The organism is Rhodosalinus sediminis (assembly GCF_003385555.1).
In the GTDB taxonomy this organism is placed as follows: domain Bacteria; phylum Pseudomonadota; class Alphaproteobacteria; order Rhodobacterales; family Rhodobacteraceae; genus Rhodosalinus; species Rhodosalinus sediminis.
The window spans coordinates 1-16,310 of record NZ_QOHR01000001.1; the positions used below are offsets into that span (position 1 = coordinate 1).

Consider the following 16,310-nt stretch of genomic DNA (forward strand, 5'->3'; position numbering starts at 1 on the left):
CGCCCCCGGCCGCGCCGCGCGCCGCGCGCGCCCCGCCGCAGGTCTCCGCACCGCCCCTCCGCCGAAGCCCGCGCGTCGCGTCGCCGCCCGCTCCCGGACACCACCGGCCGCCGCCCGGGGCCCCGTCCCCGCGCGCGCCGCCTGCCGCTTCCGCCACCTTTCGCCCGCACGCCCACGCGACGGAGCCCCCGCTCGGTCCCGGCCCCGGTCTTCTTCTTGGCGAAAATATCCCGGGGGAGTCCGCCGCAGGCGGACGGGGGCAGCGCCCCCTCTGCCGCCGACGCCCCGTGCGCGGCCGGAGTCTGTCCGCGCGCCGTCCCCACGCGCCCCCGACCTCTATGACAGGCCCCGCGCGCCGCGACGGGTCCCGGTCCCTTCCTCTTGCGGAAAATATCCCGGGGGAGGCCGCCGCAGGCGGACGGGGGCGGCGCCCCCTGCCGACGGCGTCCTCCGCGCCGCCCTCCGGTCCCCGCGTCCCGGCCCCGTGAGCGCCTGACCCCGATGCCCGAGCACGCGCCCCTCGATCTGCCCGACGACCCGCAGCTCGTCGCGAACCTCGTCCATTTCGCCCGCGCGCTGCGCCGGGCGGGGCTCCGGGTGGGCACCGGGCGGGTGGCCGACGCGATCCGCGCGGTGGAAGCGGCGGGCTTCACCGACAAGCGCGATTTCTACCACGTGCTCGAGGCCTGCTTCGTCTCCCGCGCCGAGGAGCGGCGCGCCTTCGCGCAGGTCTTCCGCCTCTTCTGGCGCGATCCCCGCTTCATGGAGCACATGATGGCCATGATGCTTCCGGCCGTGCGCGGCGTCGCCGAGGAGCGTGCGGCGCAGGCGGCCGAGAAACGCGCCGCCGAGGCGCTGCTCGCCGGCGCTGAGAGCCCCCTGCGCGAGGCCGAGGCGGAGCCGCCCGAAGAGACCGAGATCGAGGTGGACGCCGCGCGCACCACCTCCGCCGAGGAGCGGTTGCGCACCCTCGACTTCGAGCAGATGAGCACCGAGGAGATCGCGCAGGCGAAGCGCATGCTCGCGCGTCTCTCGCTGCCCGTCCGCCCCGTTCCCTCGCGCCGGGCGGCCGCCGCCGCGGCCGGGCGCGCGATCGACCGCCGCCGCACGCTGCGCGCCGCGATGCGCACCGGCGGGGAGGTGAGCCGCCTCGCGCGGACCCGGCCGCGCCCGCGCTGGCCCAATCTCGTCGCGCTCTGCGACATCTCGGGCTCAATGAGCCGCTACAGCCGCGTGCTCCTGCATTTCCTGCACGCGGTCTCGAACCGGCAGGGCGCGGGTTGGGCGGAGGTGCACGCCTTCACCTTCGGCACGCGGCTGACGAACGTCACGCGCCACCTGCGCACCCGCGACGTGGACGCGGCCCTCGCCGCCGCGGGGGCGGAGGCGCAGGACTGGGAGGGCGGCACGCGCATCGGCGACTGCCTGCACGCCTTCAACCGCGACTGGTCGCGCCGCGTCATGGGGCAGGGGGCGGTGGTGCTCCTGATCACCGACGGGCTCGACCGGGGCGATCCCGAGCGCCTCGCGCGTCAGATGGAGCGGCTCCAGCTCACCGCCCGCCGCCTCGTCTGGATCAACCCGCTCCTGCGCTACGACGACTTCGCGCCGCGCGCCACGGGCATCCGCGCAATGCTGCCGCATGTCGACAGCTTCCGCGCGGGACACTCCATCGCCACGCTCGAGGACCTCGCCGCGACGATCTCGCGCCCCGACGACGCGGGCGAAAAGGCGCGGCTGATGGCGGCCTTCTCGGGGTGAGCGACAGCCGCCCGCGCGCCGGTTTCACGGTCGGTGCGACTTGGCCGGGCCCGCCCCGGGGCCCCGCCGTGCCGCGCCACGGGACGGCCGCCGGAGGACAGGCCTGTTCCGAGCGGTTCGCGGGCCCGGCGTCCCGGTTCGCCCGCTCGCGGGGACGGCCTCGCGGGGCGTCGTGCCGCCATGCCGGCCCGGCCGTCGGGTCCCCGCTCTCCCGCGTCCCGCGGCATGAGGACAGGCGCGCGCGCCCCGCCCGCCTCATCCCGCCAGCGCCAGCCCGGCGCCCCCGGTCGCGGCCACGGCCACGACCGCCCAGGGGGGCGCCTTCCACAGGGTGAGCAGGACGAAACACAGGAGCGCGAGCGCGAGGTCGCGCAAGTCGCCCACGGCGCTCGTGAAGACGGGCGTATAGAGCGCGGCACCGAGGATGCCGACCACCGCCGCGTTCGCCCCCTGCATCGCCGACTGCGCCTGCGCCATGCGCCGGAACCGGTCCCAGAACGGCAGCACGCCGATCAGGATCAGAAAGCCCGGCAGGAAGAGCGCGCCGAGCGCGAGCGCGGCGCCGGCGAGCCCGTTGGGCGCGGGCTCCAGCACCGCGCCGAGGTAGGCGGCGAAGGTGAAGAGCGGCCCCGGCACCGCCTGCGCCGCGCCGTAGCCCGCGAGGAAGGCGTCGGCCGTCACCCAGCCCGGCGCGACCGTCTCCGCCTGCAGGAGCGGCAGCACGACATGCCCGCCCCCGAAGACTAGCGCGCCGGAGCGGTAGAAGGCGTCGAGCAGGGCCAGCGTCTGGCCGAGCCCGGCGAGCAGCGGCAGCGCGACGAGCAGCGCCGCGAAGGCGGCGAGCGCGGCGAGGGCCGCGCCGCGCCCGACCGGCACCGCCACGTCGCCGCCCGGGGGCGCCCCGGTGCCGCGCCCGAGCGCGAGCCCGGCGAGCATGCCGAGGGCGATCGCGCTCACCATGCCGGCCGCGCCGGGCACGACGGCGAGCAGCGCCACCGCGCCGACCGCGATGCTCGCCCGCGCCCGGTCGGGGCAGAGCGAGGCCGCCATGCCCATGACCGCCTGCGCCACGATGGCGACGGCGACGATCTTCAGCCCCTCCAGCGCACCGGTGCCGATCGGCCCGGAGAGCGCGGCCGCGCCGAGCGCCACCGCGAGCAGCAGCAGCGCCGAGGGCGCGGTGAAGGCCGCGAAGGCGGCGAGACCGCCGAGCCAGCCGCCGCGCATCATGCCGAGCGCGAAGCCCACCTGGCTCGAGGCCGGGCCGGGCAGGAACTGGCAGAGCGCGACGAGGTCGGCATAGGCGCGGTCCGAGAGCCAGCCGCGCCGCGTGACCAGCTCGTCGCGGAAATAGCCGAGGTGCGCGACCGGCCCGCCGAAGGAGGTCAGCCCGAGCTTGAGGAAGGCGGCGAAGACCTCCCCCGCCGTCCCGCGCGGCGCCGGCTGCGATGTCGTCTCGGGTGTCGCGGTCATCCGTGCCTCGGCCCTGCGTGCGTGACCCGCTCTCCCTGACGGCGGGATGTGACAGTTTCACGACACGCCGTCGGCCTCCGGCCCGCGTCGCTCGGAGCGGCCGGGCGGGCGCGCGTCGGGCGAGCCAGCCGCCGGCGGCCGCCGCGCCCGTCCGGCCGCGCGCGGCGCGTGTCGTGCCAGCGTCCCGCCACGGGGCCGTCGGGTTACCGGGTTTCGCGGGGAGCGCCCCAGTTGGCCGGTGCAGTCGGGCGCCCCGCGCCGTTCGGGAGCGGTCGGGCCACTGGAGAGCCGGGTCGCACCCGTCGCAACGGCACGACGGCCCTCGTCGCGCTAACGCCGTTACGGCCTGCGTCCTATGGCTGGCGCGTCCTGTCGCCGGGTAGCGCCGGGAGCGCCCCAGCCGGTCTGTGCAGTCGGTCGTCCCGCGCCCTTTGGGGGCGGTCGAGCCACGGGAGCGGTTCGCAATCGTCAAGACGGCGACGACGGCCCTCGTCGCGTCGATGCCGCTACGGCCTGCGTTCCGTCTCCAGGCCGTCGCTTCACCGGCTGACACGGTGGCCGCGCCATTCGACCGGGGTGTTCGGGCACCCCGCGCCCCTGCAGCGGCCGAGCCGCAGGAGCGCCGCGTCGCACCCGTTCGGGCCGTTCGCCAGGAAAACGACGATGATCCCAGTCGCGTCGATGCGGGTACTGCCCGCTCCCACCTCCGGACCCTCGGGTTACAGGATGACACAGGGAGCGCCCCAGTCGGCCGGTGCAGTCGGGCGCCCCGCGCCGTTCGGGAGCGGTCGGGCCACTGGAGAGCCGGGGCGCACCTGTCGGGACGGCACGACGGCCCTCGTCGCGCTAACGCCGTTACGGCCTGCGTCCTACGGCTGGCTCGTCCGGTTACCGGATGATGCCGGGGCCGCCCCAGTCGGCCGGGGCGGTCGGGCGCCCCGCGCCGTTTGGGGCGGTCGAGCCCCAGGAGCGGTTCGCAATCGTCGTGACGGCGAGGACCACCCCTGTCGCATCGCCCGCGGGCCACGCGGGTGTCCGTCAGACGTCCGCGCACCTCTTTATGTCCGAGGCGGCACCACGCTTAACCCTGTCAGGCGTCCGCGCACATCGTCGTGTCCGAGGCCGCGCGCGGGCCGGTGCCGCCCATGCGCGCGGCCCGCCCCCGGCGCGCGGCGGGCGGCCGGCCCCTCGCACGCGGCGGCGGGAACGGTGTCGGCCCGTTCGTCGTCCCGTGCAGCCGTTCCCTCGCACGCGAGCCGCGCCGGCCCTATCTTCCATTCATGAACTACGTCCTCGCGCTCCTTCTGCCGCCGCTTTCGATCCTGATCGCGGGGCGGCCCGTCGTCGCCCTCGTGGTGTTCCTGATCTGGGTGCCGGCGATCCTCGTCTCCGGCGGGCTCACGCATCCGATGTTCGTGCTCCTGGCCTGGCTGCTGATCCTCCAGGCGGGCGAAGAGCGCCGCGCCCGGCGCGGGCGCGACTGAGCCGGGCGGCTTGCATGGGCCGGACACGGCCCCTAGAGAAGCTACGCTGCGCTTGAGGGAGACGGGCATGGGATTTCGCATGGGTATCGTTGGGCTGCCGAACGTGGGCAAGTCCACGCTCTTCAACGCCCTCACCCGGACCGCCGCGGCGCAGGCGGCGAATTTTCCCTTCTGCACGATCGAGCCCAACGTGGGCGAGGTGGCGGTGCCCGACCGCCGGCTCGACACGCTCGCCGGGATCGCCGGGTCGAAGCAGACGATCCCGGCGCGGCTGACCTTCGTGGACATCGCGGGCCTCGTGCGCGGCGCCTCGAAGGGGGAGGGGCTCGGCAACCAGTTCCTCGCCAACATCCGCGAGGTGGACGCGATCGCCCATGTCCTGCGCTGCTTCGAGGACGGCGACGTGGCGCATGTCGAGGGGCGCGTCGATCCGGTGGCCGACGCCGAGACCATCGAGACCGAGCTGATGATCGCCGACATGGAGAGCATCGAACGCCGCCTTCAGACCATCGCGCGCAAGGTGCGCGGCGGCGACGCGGAGGCCGTCACGCAGGAGCGCCTGCTCAGGGCCGCCTTCGCCGCGCTGGAGGAGGGCAGGCCCGCCCGCACGGTCGAGGTCGCCGAGGACGACCGCAAGGCCTGGCGCATGCTGCAGCTCCTGACGTCGAAGCCGGTGCTCTACGTCTGCAACGTCGAGGAGGGCTCCGCCGGGACGGGCAATGCGCAGTCCGCCCGCGTCGCCGAGATGGCCGCCGCGCAGGGCGCGGGCGTCGTCGTGATCTCCGCGCGCATCGAGGAGGAGCTCGCGCAGCTCGACGCCGCGGAGGCGGAGATGTTCCTCGAGGAGATGGGCCTCGAGGAGCCGGGGCTCGACCGGCTGATCCGCGCGGGCTACGACCTGCTGGGGCTTCAGACCTTCTTCACCGCCGGGCCGAAGGAGGCGCGCGCCTGGACGATCCCGCGCGGCGCCACAGCGCCGCAGGCCGCCGGCGTCATCCACGGCGATTTCGAGAAGGCCTTCATCCGCGCCGAGACGGTCGCCTACGACGACTACGTGGCCTTGGGCGGCGAGGCGAAGGCGCGCGAGGCCGGCAAGCTCCGCGCCGAAGGCAAGGCCTACGTCGTGCAGGACGGCGACGTGCTCAACATCCTGCACGGGGCCTGACGCGAGGCCCGCGCGCCGCGGGTCAGGCCCGCAGCGTCTCGGTCGAGGAGAAGAACATCGCCTGAGCGACGGCCGAGCGCACCTGCTCCTCGGAGTAGGGCTTGGCGATCAGGAAGGCGGGTTCCGGCCGCTCCCCGGTGAGCAGCCGCTCGGGGAAGGCGGTGATGAAGATCACCGGCCGCTCGCCGAACTGCTCGAGGATCTCGTTCGCCGCGTCGATGCCCGAGGAATCGTCGGCGAGCTGGATGTCGCAGAGCACGAGGTCCGGCACTTCCTCGGCGGCGAGCTCCACGGCGCGGTCGCGCGTGCGCGCGATCCCGGTGACCTTGTGACCGAGGTCGGCGACGACCGTTTCGAGGTCCATGGCGATGATCGCCTCGTCCTCCACGATCAGCACCTTGCCCGTGGTCGCGTCGCTCATCTCCTGCCGCGCGATCTCGACGAGCTCGCGCGCCTCGCTCTCGGGCAGGTCCATCACCTGCCCGATCTCGTCGAAGCCGAAGCCCTCGACCGCGTGCAGGAGGAGCGCCTCGCGGCTGTTGGGCGTCAGCCGCGCGAGGTGGCGCTGGGCGCGCCCCTCGATCCCCTCGGGCGTTTCCGCGACCGGCGTGCCGGCGCTCGCCCAGAGGCGGTGGAAGACATGGAACAGCGCGACATGCGGCGCGAACCGGTCGAGCGCGGAGGCATCCTCCAGAAGCGCCTCGAGCGCGGCGGCGGCGTAGCGGTCGCCGCTCGCCTGTCGCCCGGTCAGGGCGCGCGCGTAACGGCGGAGGTAGGGCAGGGCCTCGCCCAGCGCGTCGGTCTTGGGCGCCGCGGAGTCTGCGTCTGTCATGGTCGCTCCCCTGAAGTCTGTCCAACCCGTCAACGCGCGTCGCGCGCCCCCGGTTCCATACACGAGGTCGCCGCCCGGGTCGAATTCCCGCCCCCGGGTTTCGTCGCGCGCCCGGCCGTGAGAGGCACGGCCCGACCGCAGCGACACGGCAACCAGACGGCAACCGAACGGAGGCCCGATGACGGAACTCGCCACCCGCCGCAGTGCGACGCGCGATCTCGCGCCGCTGGCCCGGCTCCTCGCCGATCCCGACGATCTCGCCCGCGTCAATCCGAGCGCCAAGCACCCCTTCGACGCCGCCGAATGGCGCGAGAAATGGCTGAACGAGGCCGACGACGAGGCCTTCTACCTCGTGGACGGCGCGGGCCGCGAGGTGGGCTTCTTCGCGCTGCGCGTCGGCATCGGGCCGGAGGTGCGGCACCTCGCCTATGTCTTCGTCGAGGAGGCGATGCGCGGCGGCAGCGGCGCGCGCCTCGCCGAGCTGGCCGAGAGCGCGGCGCGCGATCTCGGCGCGCTGACGATCACGCTCAAGGTCGAGCTCGACAACCCGGCGGCGGTGAACCTCTATCACGGCGCGGGCTACGAGGAGATCTCGCGCCGGAACGGCCTCGCCACCATGCGGCGCGACCTGGACTGAGGCTCGCGCGCGGCTCCGCGCGACGGACAGGGCAGGCGGGCGCCGGCCCCGCTACCTGCCGGATACGCCGGGCCGCCCCTCAGCCGCGCCCCGCGGCGCGCGCCGCCCAGCCCGCCAGATCGGTCAGCACCGCGTCCGAAACCGCCGCGAAGCCCGAGAGGAGCGCGGGCGTCGAGGTGTCGGGCACGCGCACGGCATGGGCGAAGCGGCGCGCGGCCACGATCTCGGCGTCGCGCTCGCGCACGAGGCGCGCGACGAGGGTCATCGCGACCTCGGCGCCCTCGCCCCCGGCCTCGGGCCGCGCGCCGAAATCCACCAGTTCCGAGACCAGCGCATAGTCCCCCGTGGCGCCGAGCGGGCGGCGGCCGACGAAGCCGAAGGCACCCGCGCGGATCAGCGTCTCGACCATGGCGGAGCGCACCATCTCGGGCGCCTCGGCGCTCCAGCGCGCGTCGGGCAGATAGGCGACCTGCGTGGCGCCCTCGCGCACGAGGATGCGGTCCGTCGCGATGGCGCCGGCGGCGGAGGGCGCCTCCACCACCACCTGCGCCGCCCCGCCCCCGGGGGCCGCGGGCACCTCCGCCGGCGCGCGCAGCTCGTGCACGTCGAGAGGCTCGGCCGCGCGGTCGAGCGCGCCGAGCGCGGCGCAGCCCGAGAGCGTCACGGCGGCGAGACAGAGGAGCAGGGCGCGGCGCATGGCGGACCTCATCGTCTGTAGGCGGGCGCTTCGCGGCCCAGGAAGTAGCGCGCCGGGTCGCGCTCGATCTGGCGCACGAGCTGGCGCAGGTTGTCCACGAGTTCGCGCCCCTCGCGGGCGAGGCGGGTGTACTGCGGCAGCCCTTCGTCGGCGAAGGTCTCGAGGCGCGGGCCGAGCCGCTCCGCCGCGCCCTCGACCCCGGCGAAGGTGGCGTCGGCGCGCTCTGCCGTGCGCCGGATCTGCGCGGTGATCGCGGGCACGTCCTCGGCGACCGCGCCGATGGCGGCGTCGAGCCGGTCGAGCGTGTCGCGCAGCCCGGCGACGATCTCTTGCGCGTCCTCGCGCAGCACGGTGTCGGCGGCGGTGAAGGCCTCCTCGGCCGCCGAGAGCGCCGAGTCGCCCGTCTCGATCGCGCCGTTCAGGCGCTCCAGCGTGGCGTTGGCGCTTTCGAAGGTCGACGAGACCGTGTCGAGCGTCTCCGCCGCCTCGGCCGAGATGGCGTCGGCCCGCCCGGCGGCGGCGGAGAGATCGGCGCCGACGCTCTCGACGGTCGCCGCCGCGGTCTCGGTCGCGCTCCGGATGTCGGCGAGGATCGCGGGCAGGTCCTCCTCGGCCACGGTGACGGCGGCGCGCGCCACTTCGTCGGCGTTGGCGAGGAAGGTCCGCGCCTCGGCCACCAGCGCGGTCCCGTCCTCGGCCACGAAGCGGTCGAGGCGCGTCGCCGCCGCCTCCACCGCCGCGACGCTGTCCGAGACCTCGGCGAGCACCCTGTCGGCGGCGGCGATGGTGGCCTCCGCCTCCTCGAGCCGCGCGGTGGCGACCTCGCCCGTGCGGCGGAACTCGGCGAGCGTCGCGCCCGCGTCGTCGCCCACGCGCCCGACCTCGGCGCGCAGCTCGGCGAGCGTGGTCTCGAGCTCGGAGACGAGGCCCGGCAGCTCCGTCTCGAGGAAGGCGTTCGCGCGATCGAAGGTGCGCCGCCCGCTCTCGAGCGCAGCGTCGCCCGTCTCGAGCGTGCCTTCGGCCCGCTCGGCGAGGCGGCCGACATCGCGCAGCGTGTCGTCCGCGGTCTCGAGCGTGGCCTGCGCGCTGCCCGAGATGTCCTCGAGCCGCGCGGTGAAGGCGCCGATGTCCTCGGTCGCCTCCGCCATGGTGCGCGTGACCGACGAGACGTCGTCGAGCGCCTGCGAGAGGCGGGCGGAGGAGTCCTCGACGTTTTCGAGGATGTTGGCGACGCGGCGCTGGTTGTCGGGGCCGAGCACCTCGCCCACCTGCCGCGTGACCTCGAGCACCTCCTCGAGGATCCGCGGGGCGTCGGCCGTCAGCGTCTGAAGGACCGAGCGCCCCGCCTCGATCTCGGGGATCTCCGCCTCCGAGGCGCGTTCGAGCAGCGGATCGCCCGGATCGCCCGACGAGATGCTGACGTAGCCCTGCCCGGTGACGCCGAGCGTCTCGACGGTGGCGACGCTCGAGGTGCGCACGGGCGTCGCCGCGTCCAGCTCGACGCCCACGCGCACCCGCCCGCTGCGGTCCGGGGCGAGGGCGACGTCCACCACCTGCCCCACGGGCAGACCGCTGAAGCGCACCTCGGAGGCCGACGAGAGCCCCGTCACCGTCGGAAACACGATGTCGTAATAGTCGAACTGCCGGTCGAGCTCGACGCGGGCGAACCACAGCAGGAACCCGAGCAGCCCGAGAAACCCCGCGAGGGTGAAGGCGCCGATCAGCAGGTAGTTCGCGCGTGTCTCCATCCCTCGGGCTTACGCGTCCGCGGGAGGCGTCGCAATCTCCTCGCCGCGCGCGGCGCGGGCGCGCGGCCCCTGGAAATACGCGCGCACCCAGGGGTGATCGACCTCCAGCATGTCGTCGAGCGTGCCGGTCACGAGCACTCGCTTCTCGGCGAGAACGGCGATCCGGTCGCAGGTGGCGTAGAGCGTGTCGAGATCGTGGGTCACCAGAAAGACGGTCAGCCCGAGCGCCGTCGAGAGCCCGCGGATCAGCTCGTCGAAGTCCGCTGCGCCGATCGGGTCGAGGCCCGCCGTCGGCTCGTCCAGAAAGACGATCTCGGGGTCGAGGGCGAGCGCGCGGGCGAGCCCCGCGCGCTTGCGCATGCCGCCCGAGAGCTCGGAGGGATACTTGTCCCCCGCCGACCACGGCAGCCCGGCGAGCGAGATCTTGAGCCGCGCGAGGCTCTCGCGCGTCTCCGCGTCGAGGTGCGACAGGGTGGTGAGCGGCGTCTCCACATTCTCGCGCACCGTGAGCGAGGAGAAGAGCGCCCCGTCCTGGAACATCACGCCGATGCGCGCGGCGAGCGCGTCGAGCTCCGCCTCGCGCGCGTCCTGCATGTCGGTGCCGAGCATCCGCACGCGCCCCGCCGCCGGGGTTACGAGCCCGGTGATCGCGCGCAGAAGCACCGATTTGCCGGTGCCCGAGCCGCCGACGACGCCGAGGATCTCGCCGCGCCGGACGTCGAGGTCGAGCCCGTCGTGCACGACATGGGGGCCGAACTGCGTGCGCAGGCCGCGCACCTCGATCACCGTCTCCGCCACGCTCACACTCCGATCTGCTGGAAGAAGATGGAAAAGAGCGCGTCGGCGAGGATCACCGCGAAGATCGCCGCCACCACCGCCGCCGAGGTCATGCGGCCGAGCGATTCGGCCGTCGATCCGACCTGAAGCCCCGCCCGGCAGCCGATCACCCCGATCAGCACGGCGAAGACCGGCGCCTTCACGAGGCCGACCGCGGCATGGTTCAGGTCCGTGCCCTCCGAGAGCCGCGTCATGAACATCGCCGGCGAGATGCCGAGCTCGATCCACGACATCAGCGCGCCCCCGAAGAGCCCCGCGACATTGGCCAGAAGCCCGAGGATCGGCAGCATCAGCACGAGCGCGAGGACCCGCGGCACGATCAGCGCGTGGCCCGGATCGATGCCGAGGGTGCGCATGGCGTCGATCTCCTCGCGCATCTTCATGGAGCCGATGGCCGCCGTGAAGGCCGAGGCCGTGCGCCCCGCCACGATGATCGCGGTCAGCAGGATGCCGAGCTCGCGCAGGATGGAGATCGCGATCAGATCGACCACGAAGACCTCCGCCCCGAACTGCCGCAGTTGCGCCGAGCCCTGAAAGGCGAGCACCACGCCGATCAGGAAGGACATGAGCGCGACGATCGGCACCGCCTGAAGCCCCACCGCCTGACAGTGGTGGGCGAGCGCGGTGAGCCGGAACTCTCGCGGGCGCAGGAGCGCGCCGAAGAGCCGCGCGACGAAGAGGCCGAGCAGGCCGAGGAAACTCAGGAAGCCCTCCCAGCCGCCCGCGACATGCGCGCCGAGGCGCTCGATCTGGACGCGGAGGCCGCGCGGCGGGCCGGGCTGCGGCTCGGGCTCGGGCAGGGCGGCGCGCACCGTCTCGAGGATCGCGGCCACGTCGCCCGTCGCGCCCGCGATCTCGGCCCGCGTGCCGCCCGCGGCCAGCCGGTCGCGCGCGGTCAGCAGCGCCCAGGCGACGGCGGTGTCGATTCGCCGCGCCCCGGAGAGGTCGAAGGTGACGGGCCCCTCGATCCGCGCGAGGCGCGCCTGAAGATCGGGCAGATCGGCGAGGCCGAGCGCGCCCGTCAGCAGGGCGCGGGTCTCCGCGCCCTCCGCCGCGAGCCTGAGCCCGCCTGCCTCGCCTGCGTCGTTCCCGTCCATCCGGCCTCTCGTCCCCGGGGCCCGCGCCGCTCCTCGGGCCCGTGCGGGCCCTCCTCGCGAAGAGCGCCCGACCGGGCGCGATGAGCGCCGCCGGAGGGCTTACATCGCACGAAGCCGGGCCGGAGGAAACGGCCCCGCGCTCAGTCGCCCAGCATCTCCGCGACCCACGCCGGGACCAGCGTGCTCGCCGGACCCTGCCGCGCCTCGTCGAAGAGCGCGCTGCCCCGCGAGGCCTCGAGGTTGAGCTCGAGCGTGCGGATGCCCCGCGCGGCGGCCTCCTCGACGAAGCCGGCGGCGGGATAGACTTCGCCGGAGGTGCCGATCGAGACGAAGAGATCGGCCTCGCCCAGCGCCGCGAGGATCGTCTCGATCTCGTAGGGCATCTCGCCGAACCACACGACGTCGGGCCGCGTCGCCGGCGCGCCGCAGCTGGGGCAGGGATCGTCCGGCGCCATCCGCGCGGGCGCGGGCCAGCGGTGGTCGCAGGCCGCGCAGAGCGCCCGGTCGAGCCGGCCGTGCATGTGCACGACGTTGCGCGCGCCCGCCGCCTCGTGCAGCGAATCGACGTTCTGCGTGACGATCGTCACCTGCCCGTCGAGCTCCGCCTCGAGCCGCGCGAGCGCGTCGTGCGCCGGGTTGGGCCGCGCCGCGGCCGCCTGCGCGCGGCGCGCGTCGTAGAACGCGAGCAACTTCGCCGGATCGCGGCGCCAGCCCTCGGGCGTGGCGACCTCCTCCAGCGGGTAGCGCGTCCAGAGACCGCCGGCGTCGCGGAAGGTGCCGAGCCCGGACTCGGCGCTGATCCCCGCGCCGGTCAGGATCGTCACGCGCACCGGGTCAGCCTTCCTCGTAGAGTTGCCGCGCGACGAGCCAGCTCACCGGGAAGCCGCCGATGAACCCGGCGAGCCCGGCGATCACGATCGGCCAGAGCGTGCCGTAGCCGGCCACCAGCACGGCGATGATCGCGCTCCCCGCGAGGGTGGCGCCGATGAAGATGTGCAGCACGAGGGCGAGTTTGAACATGACGCTCTCTCTCATGATTTTCCGCCCGGACCCTTGCATCCCCCTGCGTCGCGGGCCTTGATCCAAATCAGGGCGGCGCCGGCCTGCCGGCGTCACGACTGAAAATCGCCGGACGCGGGACCGGACGGGGCGGCGCGCGCGTTGCCGTCGCACCCCCGGGCCCGCCCGCGGGGCGCGGCGTCCGGCCAGCGGAATGAGGAGCTTCGATGCACATACAGGTCAACACCGACAACCACATCCACGGCGACGAACGGCTGCAGGAGGTCGTCGAGGAGGCGATCCACGCTGCCCTCGGCCCGCTGGAAAAGCGCCTCTCCGCGGTGGAGGTGCATCTCAAGGACATGAACGCCGACAAGGGCGGCGTCGACATCCGCGCCACCGTCGAGGCCCGGCCCGAGGGCCTGCGCCCCTTCGGCGCGCAGCACGACGACACGACCGTGGCCGCCGCCGTGAAGGGCGCCGCGCGCAAGATGCGCCACCGCCTCGACCACGAGTTCGGCAAGCTCTCGGACAAGCGCTGAGCGATCCGCGGCGCCGCCGCGCCCGTATCCCCGGCAAAGGAGGCGCCGCCCATGCAGATCGTCACGCTCTACCTCGTCACCGCGCTCGTGTTCCTGATCCTCGACGCGGTGATGCTCAACCTCGTGCTCAAGCCGCTCTTCGAGGCGCGCATCGGCCCGATCATGGCCGAGAACCTGCGCCTCGGGGCGGCCGCGGCCTTCTACCTCGCCTATGTCGCGGCGCTGCTCTACCTCGTTTCGGTCCCGGCGCTGCGCGTGGGCGACCCGGCGCAGGCGCTCTTGGGCGGCGCGGTGCTCGGCTTCGCGGCCTACGGCACCTACGAGTTCACGAGCTACGCGATCCTGCGCGACTGGCACTGGAGCATGGTGGCCACCGACGTCGCCTGGGGCACGGTGCTGACCGCGGTCGCCGCCTGGGCCGGGGTGGCGGCGCTGCGCGCCTTCGGCTGAGGCGGATGGACCGGGCGTCCTGACGCCGTTACATTGGTGTCATGAAACTGTTGCAAACGGCCCTGCTCGGGGCGGCCGTCGCCGTGGCCGCGTCGCCCGCCCCGGCCACATCGCCCATCGCCGAGGTGATCTGCGCGCCGACCGAGCGGATGCAGGCCCGGCTCACCCGGCAGTTCGGCGAACGCCGCACCGCGAGCGGCCTGCGCAGCCCCGACGAGGTCATGGAAGTCTGGACCGACGCGGAGGGCGGCTGGACGCTGGTGATGCGCTACGCCCACGGCACCTCCTGCATCGTCGCGATGGGCGAGCACTGGGAGACCGCGCCGCAGACCGGGCGGGGCTGACGCATCGTCCCAAGGGCGCCGCCCGCGCGCCCGTGCACGACCGATCGCCCGCCCTTGGCATCGCCCGGCCGCGCGCGTATAGGCGCGCCCTGACCGAACAGGAGCCGGGCCATGCAGGGCAGCGCCAATCTCAACATCATGATCAAGGCCGCGCGCCGCGCGGGCCGCTCCCTCGTGAAGGACTTCCGCGAGGTCGAGAACCTGCAGGTCTCGTCCAAGGGCGCCGGCGATTTCGTCAGCCGCGCCGACCTCGCCGCCGAGCGCCTCCTGAAGGAGGATCTCCTCGGCGCGCGGCCCAACTACGGGTGGATCGCCGAGGAAGGGGGCGAGATCCCCGGCGCCGACAAGACCCGGCGCTGGATCGTGGACCCGCTCGACGGGACGACCAACTTCCTGCACGGCCTGCCGCACTGGGCGATCTCCATCGCGCTCGAGCACAAGGGCCAGATCACCGCGGCGGTCGTCTTCGACCCGGCCAAGGACGAGATGTTCTACGCCGAAAAGGGGCAGGGCTGCTGGCTGAACGACTCGCGCCGGATGCGCGTCTCCGGGCGCGACCGCATGTCGGAGGCGATCTTCGCCACCGGCGTGCCCTTCGGCGCCAAGCGCACGCTGCCGGCGACGCTGCAGGACCTCGCGCGGCTGATGCCCGAATGCGCCGGCGTGCGGCGCTGGGGCGCGGCGTCGCTCGACCTCGCCTATGTCGCCGCGGGCCGCTACGACGGCTACTGGGAGCGCGAGCTGCAGATCTGGGACCTCGCCGCCGGCTCGCTCCTCGTGACCGAGGCGGGCGGCCTCGCGGGGCCCGTGCGCGACGGGGCCGAGCCGCTCGCGCACGGCGAGATGATCGCCGCCAACGGCGCGCTCTTCGACCGCCTCGCCGGGATCCTGCGCGGCGCCTGAGCCGGGCGCGCCGCTCGCCGGGGGCGCTTGAACCCGGCGCGCGGCGCACCATCGCGGTCAAGCGCCGGCCCCCGTCGGCGTATCCCGAAGGACAGTCGCCCGCATCGCGGGCGCCCCCGCCGCCCCGGCAGGCGGGCCGGCGCCTGCGTGTTGACAGTCCGCGGACCGGCACCCAAGAGATTGCGCAGGCGGGCCTTCGCTTCGGGATGCGGGATGCGCAACACGACCTACGGCTTGGCGCTGGCGCTGATGCTGGGCTGGCTCCTGTGGATCGGCAAGCCGGTCCTCCTGCCGGTGCTCGCCGCGGGCATCGCGGTCTACGTGCTGTCCACCGCGGCGGCGAGCATGGAGAGCGTGCCGCTGCTCGGCCGGTTGCCGGGATGGATGCGCCGGACGCTGATCCTGATCGCCTTCGCGGTCGCCGTGGTGCTGCTCTTCGTGCTGGTGATCAACAACCTCGCGCAGGTGGTCGCGGCGCTGCCGCGCTACGAGGCGAACCTCGACGCGCTCGTCACGCGCGGCGCCGGGCTCATGGGGATCGAGGACGAGCCGACCTGGGAGAACCTGCGCCGCGCGACGATCGATCGGATCGACGCCGGGTCCTGGGTGACGCCGGCGCTCCTGTCGCTGCAGGACTTCGGCACGACGCTCTTTCTCGTGGTGCTCTACGCGAGCTTCCTGATGGCCGAGCGGGGCATGATGGCGCGCAAGGTGGTCATGGCCATGGGCGGCGAGGAGGCCGGCGCGCGGGCGCTGTCGCTGCTGGCGCGGGTCAACGAGCGGATCGGTGGCTATCTCTTCGTCAAGACTGTGGTCAACGTCATCCTCGGGGCGCTGTCCTACGCGATCATGCTGGTGCTCGGCATCGAGTTCGCGCTCTTCTGGTCGGTGCTGATCGCCTTTCTCAACTACATTCCCTACATCGGCTCGATCATCGGCGTGATCTTTCCCGTGCTGCTCAGCCTCGCGCAGTTCGGCACGCTGTGGATGTCGGGCGTGGTCATGATCGCGCTGACGACGGCGCAGATGGTCGTGGGCGGCTGGCTGGAGCCGCGGATGATGGGGCGCGCCTTCAACCTGAGCCCCTTCGTGGTGCTCCTCGCGCTGGCCTTCTGGAGCACGCTCTGGGGACTGGCCGGCGCGCTGCTGGCGGTGCCCATGACGGCGAGCCTCGTGCTGGTGCTCGCGGAGATCCGGGCGACGCGGCCGCTCGCGGTCCTGCTCTCGGCGAGCGGGCGGGTCTGAGCGGAGCGGCCTTCCGGGCCGGGCGCGGGGCGCCGCCCGAGCGGCGGCCGCGGGCGAGGGGGGCGTCCGCCCCCCTCTTGGCCTGACGGCCAATTC

The 16,310-nt window shown here is 74.0% G+C and carries 17 protein-coding genes; 9 read left to right on the forward strand and 8 right to left on the reverse strand.

Translation table 11 applies throughout. The features are described 5' to 3' along the window. Positions 1-501: 501 nt before the first annotated feature. Entirely contained in the window at positions 502-1,761 is a 1,260-nt protein-coding gene (locus DRV84_RS00005) for a vWA domain-containing protein (RefSeq protein WP_115977701.1), read from the forward strand. 255 nt (positions 1,762-2,016) lie between these two features. Here the strand turns inward: DRV84_RS00005 and chrA are convergent, their stop codons facing one another. Then, positions 2,017-3,234 carry a chromate efflux transporter gene (gene chrA / locus DRV84_RS00010; protein WP_115977702.1) on the reverse strand — a complete coding sequence of 406 codons (1,218 nt, stop codon included), beginning with the start codon at positions 3,232-3,234 and terminating at the stop codon, positions 2,017-2,019. A gap of 1,280 nt (positions 3,235-4,514) precedes the next feature. On the opposite strand from chrA, the gene DRV84_RS00015 reads away from it, so the two are divergent. Next, the gene (locus DRV84_RS00015; RefSeq protein WP_115977703.1) at positions 4,515-4,718 is read left to right on the forward strand and encodes a hypothetical protein; all 204 of its coding nucleotides are present in this window, start codon (positions 4,515-4,517) and stop codon (positions 4,716-4,718) included. Between the two features lie 67 nt (positions 4,719-4,785). Continuing rightward, a complete protein-coding gene (gene ychF, locus DRV84_RS00020; RefSeq protein WP_115977704.1) occupies positions 4,786-5,883 on the forward strand; it encodes a redox-regulated ATPase YchF in 1,098 nt (365 codons plus the stop codon). A gap of 22 nt (positions 5,884-5,905) precedes the next feature. Here the strand turns inward: ychF and DRV84_RS00025 are convergent, their stop codons facing one another. Then, a complete protein-coding gene (locus tag DRV84_RS00025; protein WP_115977705.1) occupies positions 5,906-6,715 on the reverse strand; it encodes a response regulator in 810 nt (269 codons plus the stop codon). 178 nt (positions 6,716-6,893) lie between these two features. Between DRV84_RS00025 and DRV84_RS00030 the strand changes: the two genes are divergently transcribed. Next, positions 6,894-7,352 carry a GNAT family N-acetyltransferase gene (locus DRV84_RS00030; RefSeq protein WP_115977706.1) on the forward strand — a complete coding sequence of 153 codons (459 nt, stop codon included), beginning with the start codon at positions 6,894-6,896 and terminating at the stop codon, positions 7,350-7,352. Between the two features lie 79 nt (positions 7,353-7,431). On the opposite strand, the gene DRV84_RS00035 is transcribed toward DRV84_RS00030, so the two are convergent. The 6 genes from DRV84_RS00035 to DRV84_RS00060 all read right to left on the reverse strand — a co-directional run bounded on the left by DRV84_RS00035 (position 7,432) and on the right by DRV84_RS00060 (position 12,751). Next, complete coding sequence (locus DRV84_RS00035; protein WP_158547703.1) at positions 7,432-8,049, reverse strand: ABC-type transport auxiliary lipoprotein family protein; 618 nt, start codon at positions 8,047-8,049, stop codon at positions 7,432-7,434. Between the two features lie 8 nt (positions 8,050-8,057). After that, complete coding sequence (locus DRV84_RS00040) at positions 8,058-9,797, reverse strand: MlaD family protein (protein ID WP_115977708.1); 1,740 nt, start codon at positions 9,795-9,797, stop codon at positions 8,058-8,060. A gap of 9 nt (positions 9,798-9,806) precedes the next feature. Next, positions 9,807-10,595 (reverse strand): ABC transporter ATP-binding protein, encoded by a 789-nt coding sequence (locus DRV84_RS00045; RefSeq protein ID WP_115978029.1) that lies wholly within the window; start codon positions 10,593-10,595, stop codon positions 9,807-9,809. Positions 10,596-10,597: 2 nt separating this feature from the next. Continuing rightward, the gene (locus tag DRV84_RS00050; RefSeq protein WP_115977709.1) at positions 10,598-11,731 is read right to left on the reverse strand and encodes an ABC transporter permease; all 1,134 of its coding nucleotides are present in this window, start codon (positions 11,729-11,731) and stop codon (positions 10,598-10,600) included. A gap of 140 nt (positions 11,732-11,871) precedes the next feature. After that, positions 11,872-12,561, reverse strand: a complete 690-nt coding sequence (locus tag DRV84_RS00055; protein ID WP_115977710.1) for an NAD-dependent deacylase — start codon at positions 12,559-12,561, stop codon at positions 11,872-11,874. Between the two features lie 4 nt (positions 12,562-12,565). Next, on the reverse strand, positions 12,566-12,751 hold the full coding sequence (locus DRV84_RS00060; protein ID WP_115977711.1) for a CTP synthetase: 186 nt from the start codon (positions 12,749-12,751) through the stop codon (positions 12,566-12,568). Positions 12,752-12,957: 206 nt separating this feature from the next. Between DRV84_RS00060 and DRV84_RS00065 the strand changes: the two genes are divergently transcribed. The 5 genes from DRV84_RS00065 (at position 12,958) to DRV84_RS00085 (ending at position 16,214) form a co-directional block, all read left to right on the forward strand. Beyond that, positions 12,958-13,272, forward strand: a complete 315-nt coding sequence (locus DRV84_RS00065; protein WP_115977712.1) for an HPF/RaiA family ribosome-associated protein — start codon at positions 12,958-12,960, stop codon at positions 13,270-13,272. Positions 13,273-13,323: 51 nt separating this feature from the next. Beyond that, positions 13,324-13,722 carry a DUF2177 family protein gene (locus DRV84_RS00070; RefSeq protein WP_115977713.1) on the forward strand — a complete coding sequence of 133 codons (399 nt, stop codon included), beginning with the start codon at positions 13,324-13,326 and terminating at the stop codon, positions 13,720-13,722. Between the two features lie 41 nt (positions 13,723-13,763). Beyond that, positions 13,764-14,066 carry a hypothetical protein gene (locus DRV84_RS00075; RefSeq protein WP_115977714.1) on the forward strand — a complete coding sequence of 101 codons (303 nt, stop codon included), beginning with the start codon at positions 13,764-13,766 and terminating at the stop codon, positions 14,064-14,066. A 111-nt stretch (positions 14,067-14,177) separates the two neighbouring features. Then, on the forward strand, positions 14,178-14,969 hold the full coding sequence (locus DRV84_RS00080; protein WP_115977715.1) for an inositol monophosphatase family protein: 792 nt from the start codon (positions 14,178-14,180) through the stop codon (positions 14,967-14,969). Positions 14,970-15,182: 213 nt separating this feature from the next. Further along, the gene (locus DRV84_RS00085) at positions 15,183-16,214 is read left to right on the forward strand and encodes an AI-2E family transporter (RefSeq protein ID WP_115977716.1); all 1,032 of its coding nucleotides are present in this window, start codon (positions 15,183-15,185) and stop codon (positions 16,212-16,214) included. The last annotated feature ends 96 nt before the right edge of the window (positions 16,215-16,310 follow it).

Excerpts from the sequence above, each read along its gene's own strand:
- DRV84_RS00070 (WP_115977713.1), top strand. The coding sequence starts at position 13,324 with ATGCAGATCGTCACGCTCTACCTCGTCACCGCGCTCGTGTTCCTGATC.
- DRV84_RS00075 (WP_115977714.1), top strand. The coding sequence starts at position 13,764 with ATGAAACTGTTGCAAACGGCCCTGCTCGGGGCGGCCGTCGCCGTGGCC.
- DRV84_RS00030 (WP_115977706.1), top strand. The coding sequence starts at position 6,894 with ATGACGGAACTCGCCACCCGCCGCAGTGCGACGCGCGATCTCGCGCCG.
- DRV84_RS00035 (WP_158547703.1), bottom strand. The coding sequence starts at position 8,049 with ATGCGCCGCGCCCTGCTCCTCTGTCTCGCCGCCGTGACGCTCTCGGGC.
- DRV84_RS00065 (WP_115977712.1), top strand. The coding sequence starts at position 12,958 with ATGCACATACAGGTCAACACCGACAACCACATCCACGGCGACGAACGG.
- DRV84_RS00085 (WP_115977716.1), top strand. The coding sequence starts at position 15,183 with ATGCGCAACACGACCTACGGCTTGGCGCTGGCGCTGATGCTGGGCTGG.
- DRV84_RS00080 (WP_115977715.1), top strand. The coding sequence starts at position 14,178 with ATGCAGGGCAGCGCCAATCTCAACATCATGATCAAGGCCGCGCGCCGC.
- DRV84_RS00015 (WP_115977703.1), top strand. The coding sequence starts at position 4,515 with ATGAACTACGTCCTCGCGCTCCTTCTGCCGCCGCTTTCGATCCTGATC.
- DRV84_RS00025 (WP_115977705.1), bottom strand. The coding sequence starts at position 6,715 with ATGACAGACGCAGACTCCGCGGCGCCCAAGACCGACGCGCTGGGCGAG.
- DRV84_RS00040 (WP_115977708.1), bottom strand. The coding sequence starts at position 9,797 with ATGGAGACACGCGCGAACTACCTGCTGATCGGCGCCTTCACCCTCGCG.
- chrA (WP_115977702.1), bottom strand. The coding sequence starts at position 3,234 with ATGACCGCGACACCCGAGACGACATCGCAGCCGGCGCCGCGCGGGACG.
- DRV84_RS00050 (WP_115977709.1), bottom strand. The coding sequence starts at position 11,731 with ATGGACGGGAACGACGCAGGCGAGGCAGGCGGGCTCAGGCTCGCGGCG.
- DRV84_RS00060 (WP_115977711.1), bottom strand. The coding sequence starts at position 12,751 with ATGTTCAAACTCGCCCTCGTGCTGCACATCTTCATCGGCGCCACCCTC.
- DRV84_RS00005 (WP_115977701.1), top strand. The coding sequence starts at position 502 with ATGCCCGAGCACGCGCCCCTCGATCTGCCCGACGACCCGCAGCTCGTC.
- ychF (WP_115977704.1), top strand. The coding sequence starts at position 4,786 with ATGGGATTTCGCATGGGTATCGTTGGGCTGCCGAACGTGGGCAAGTCC.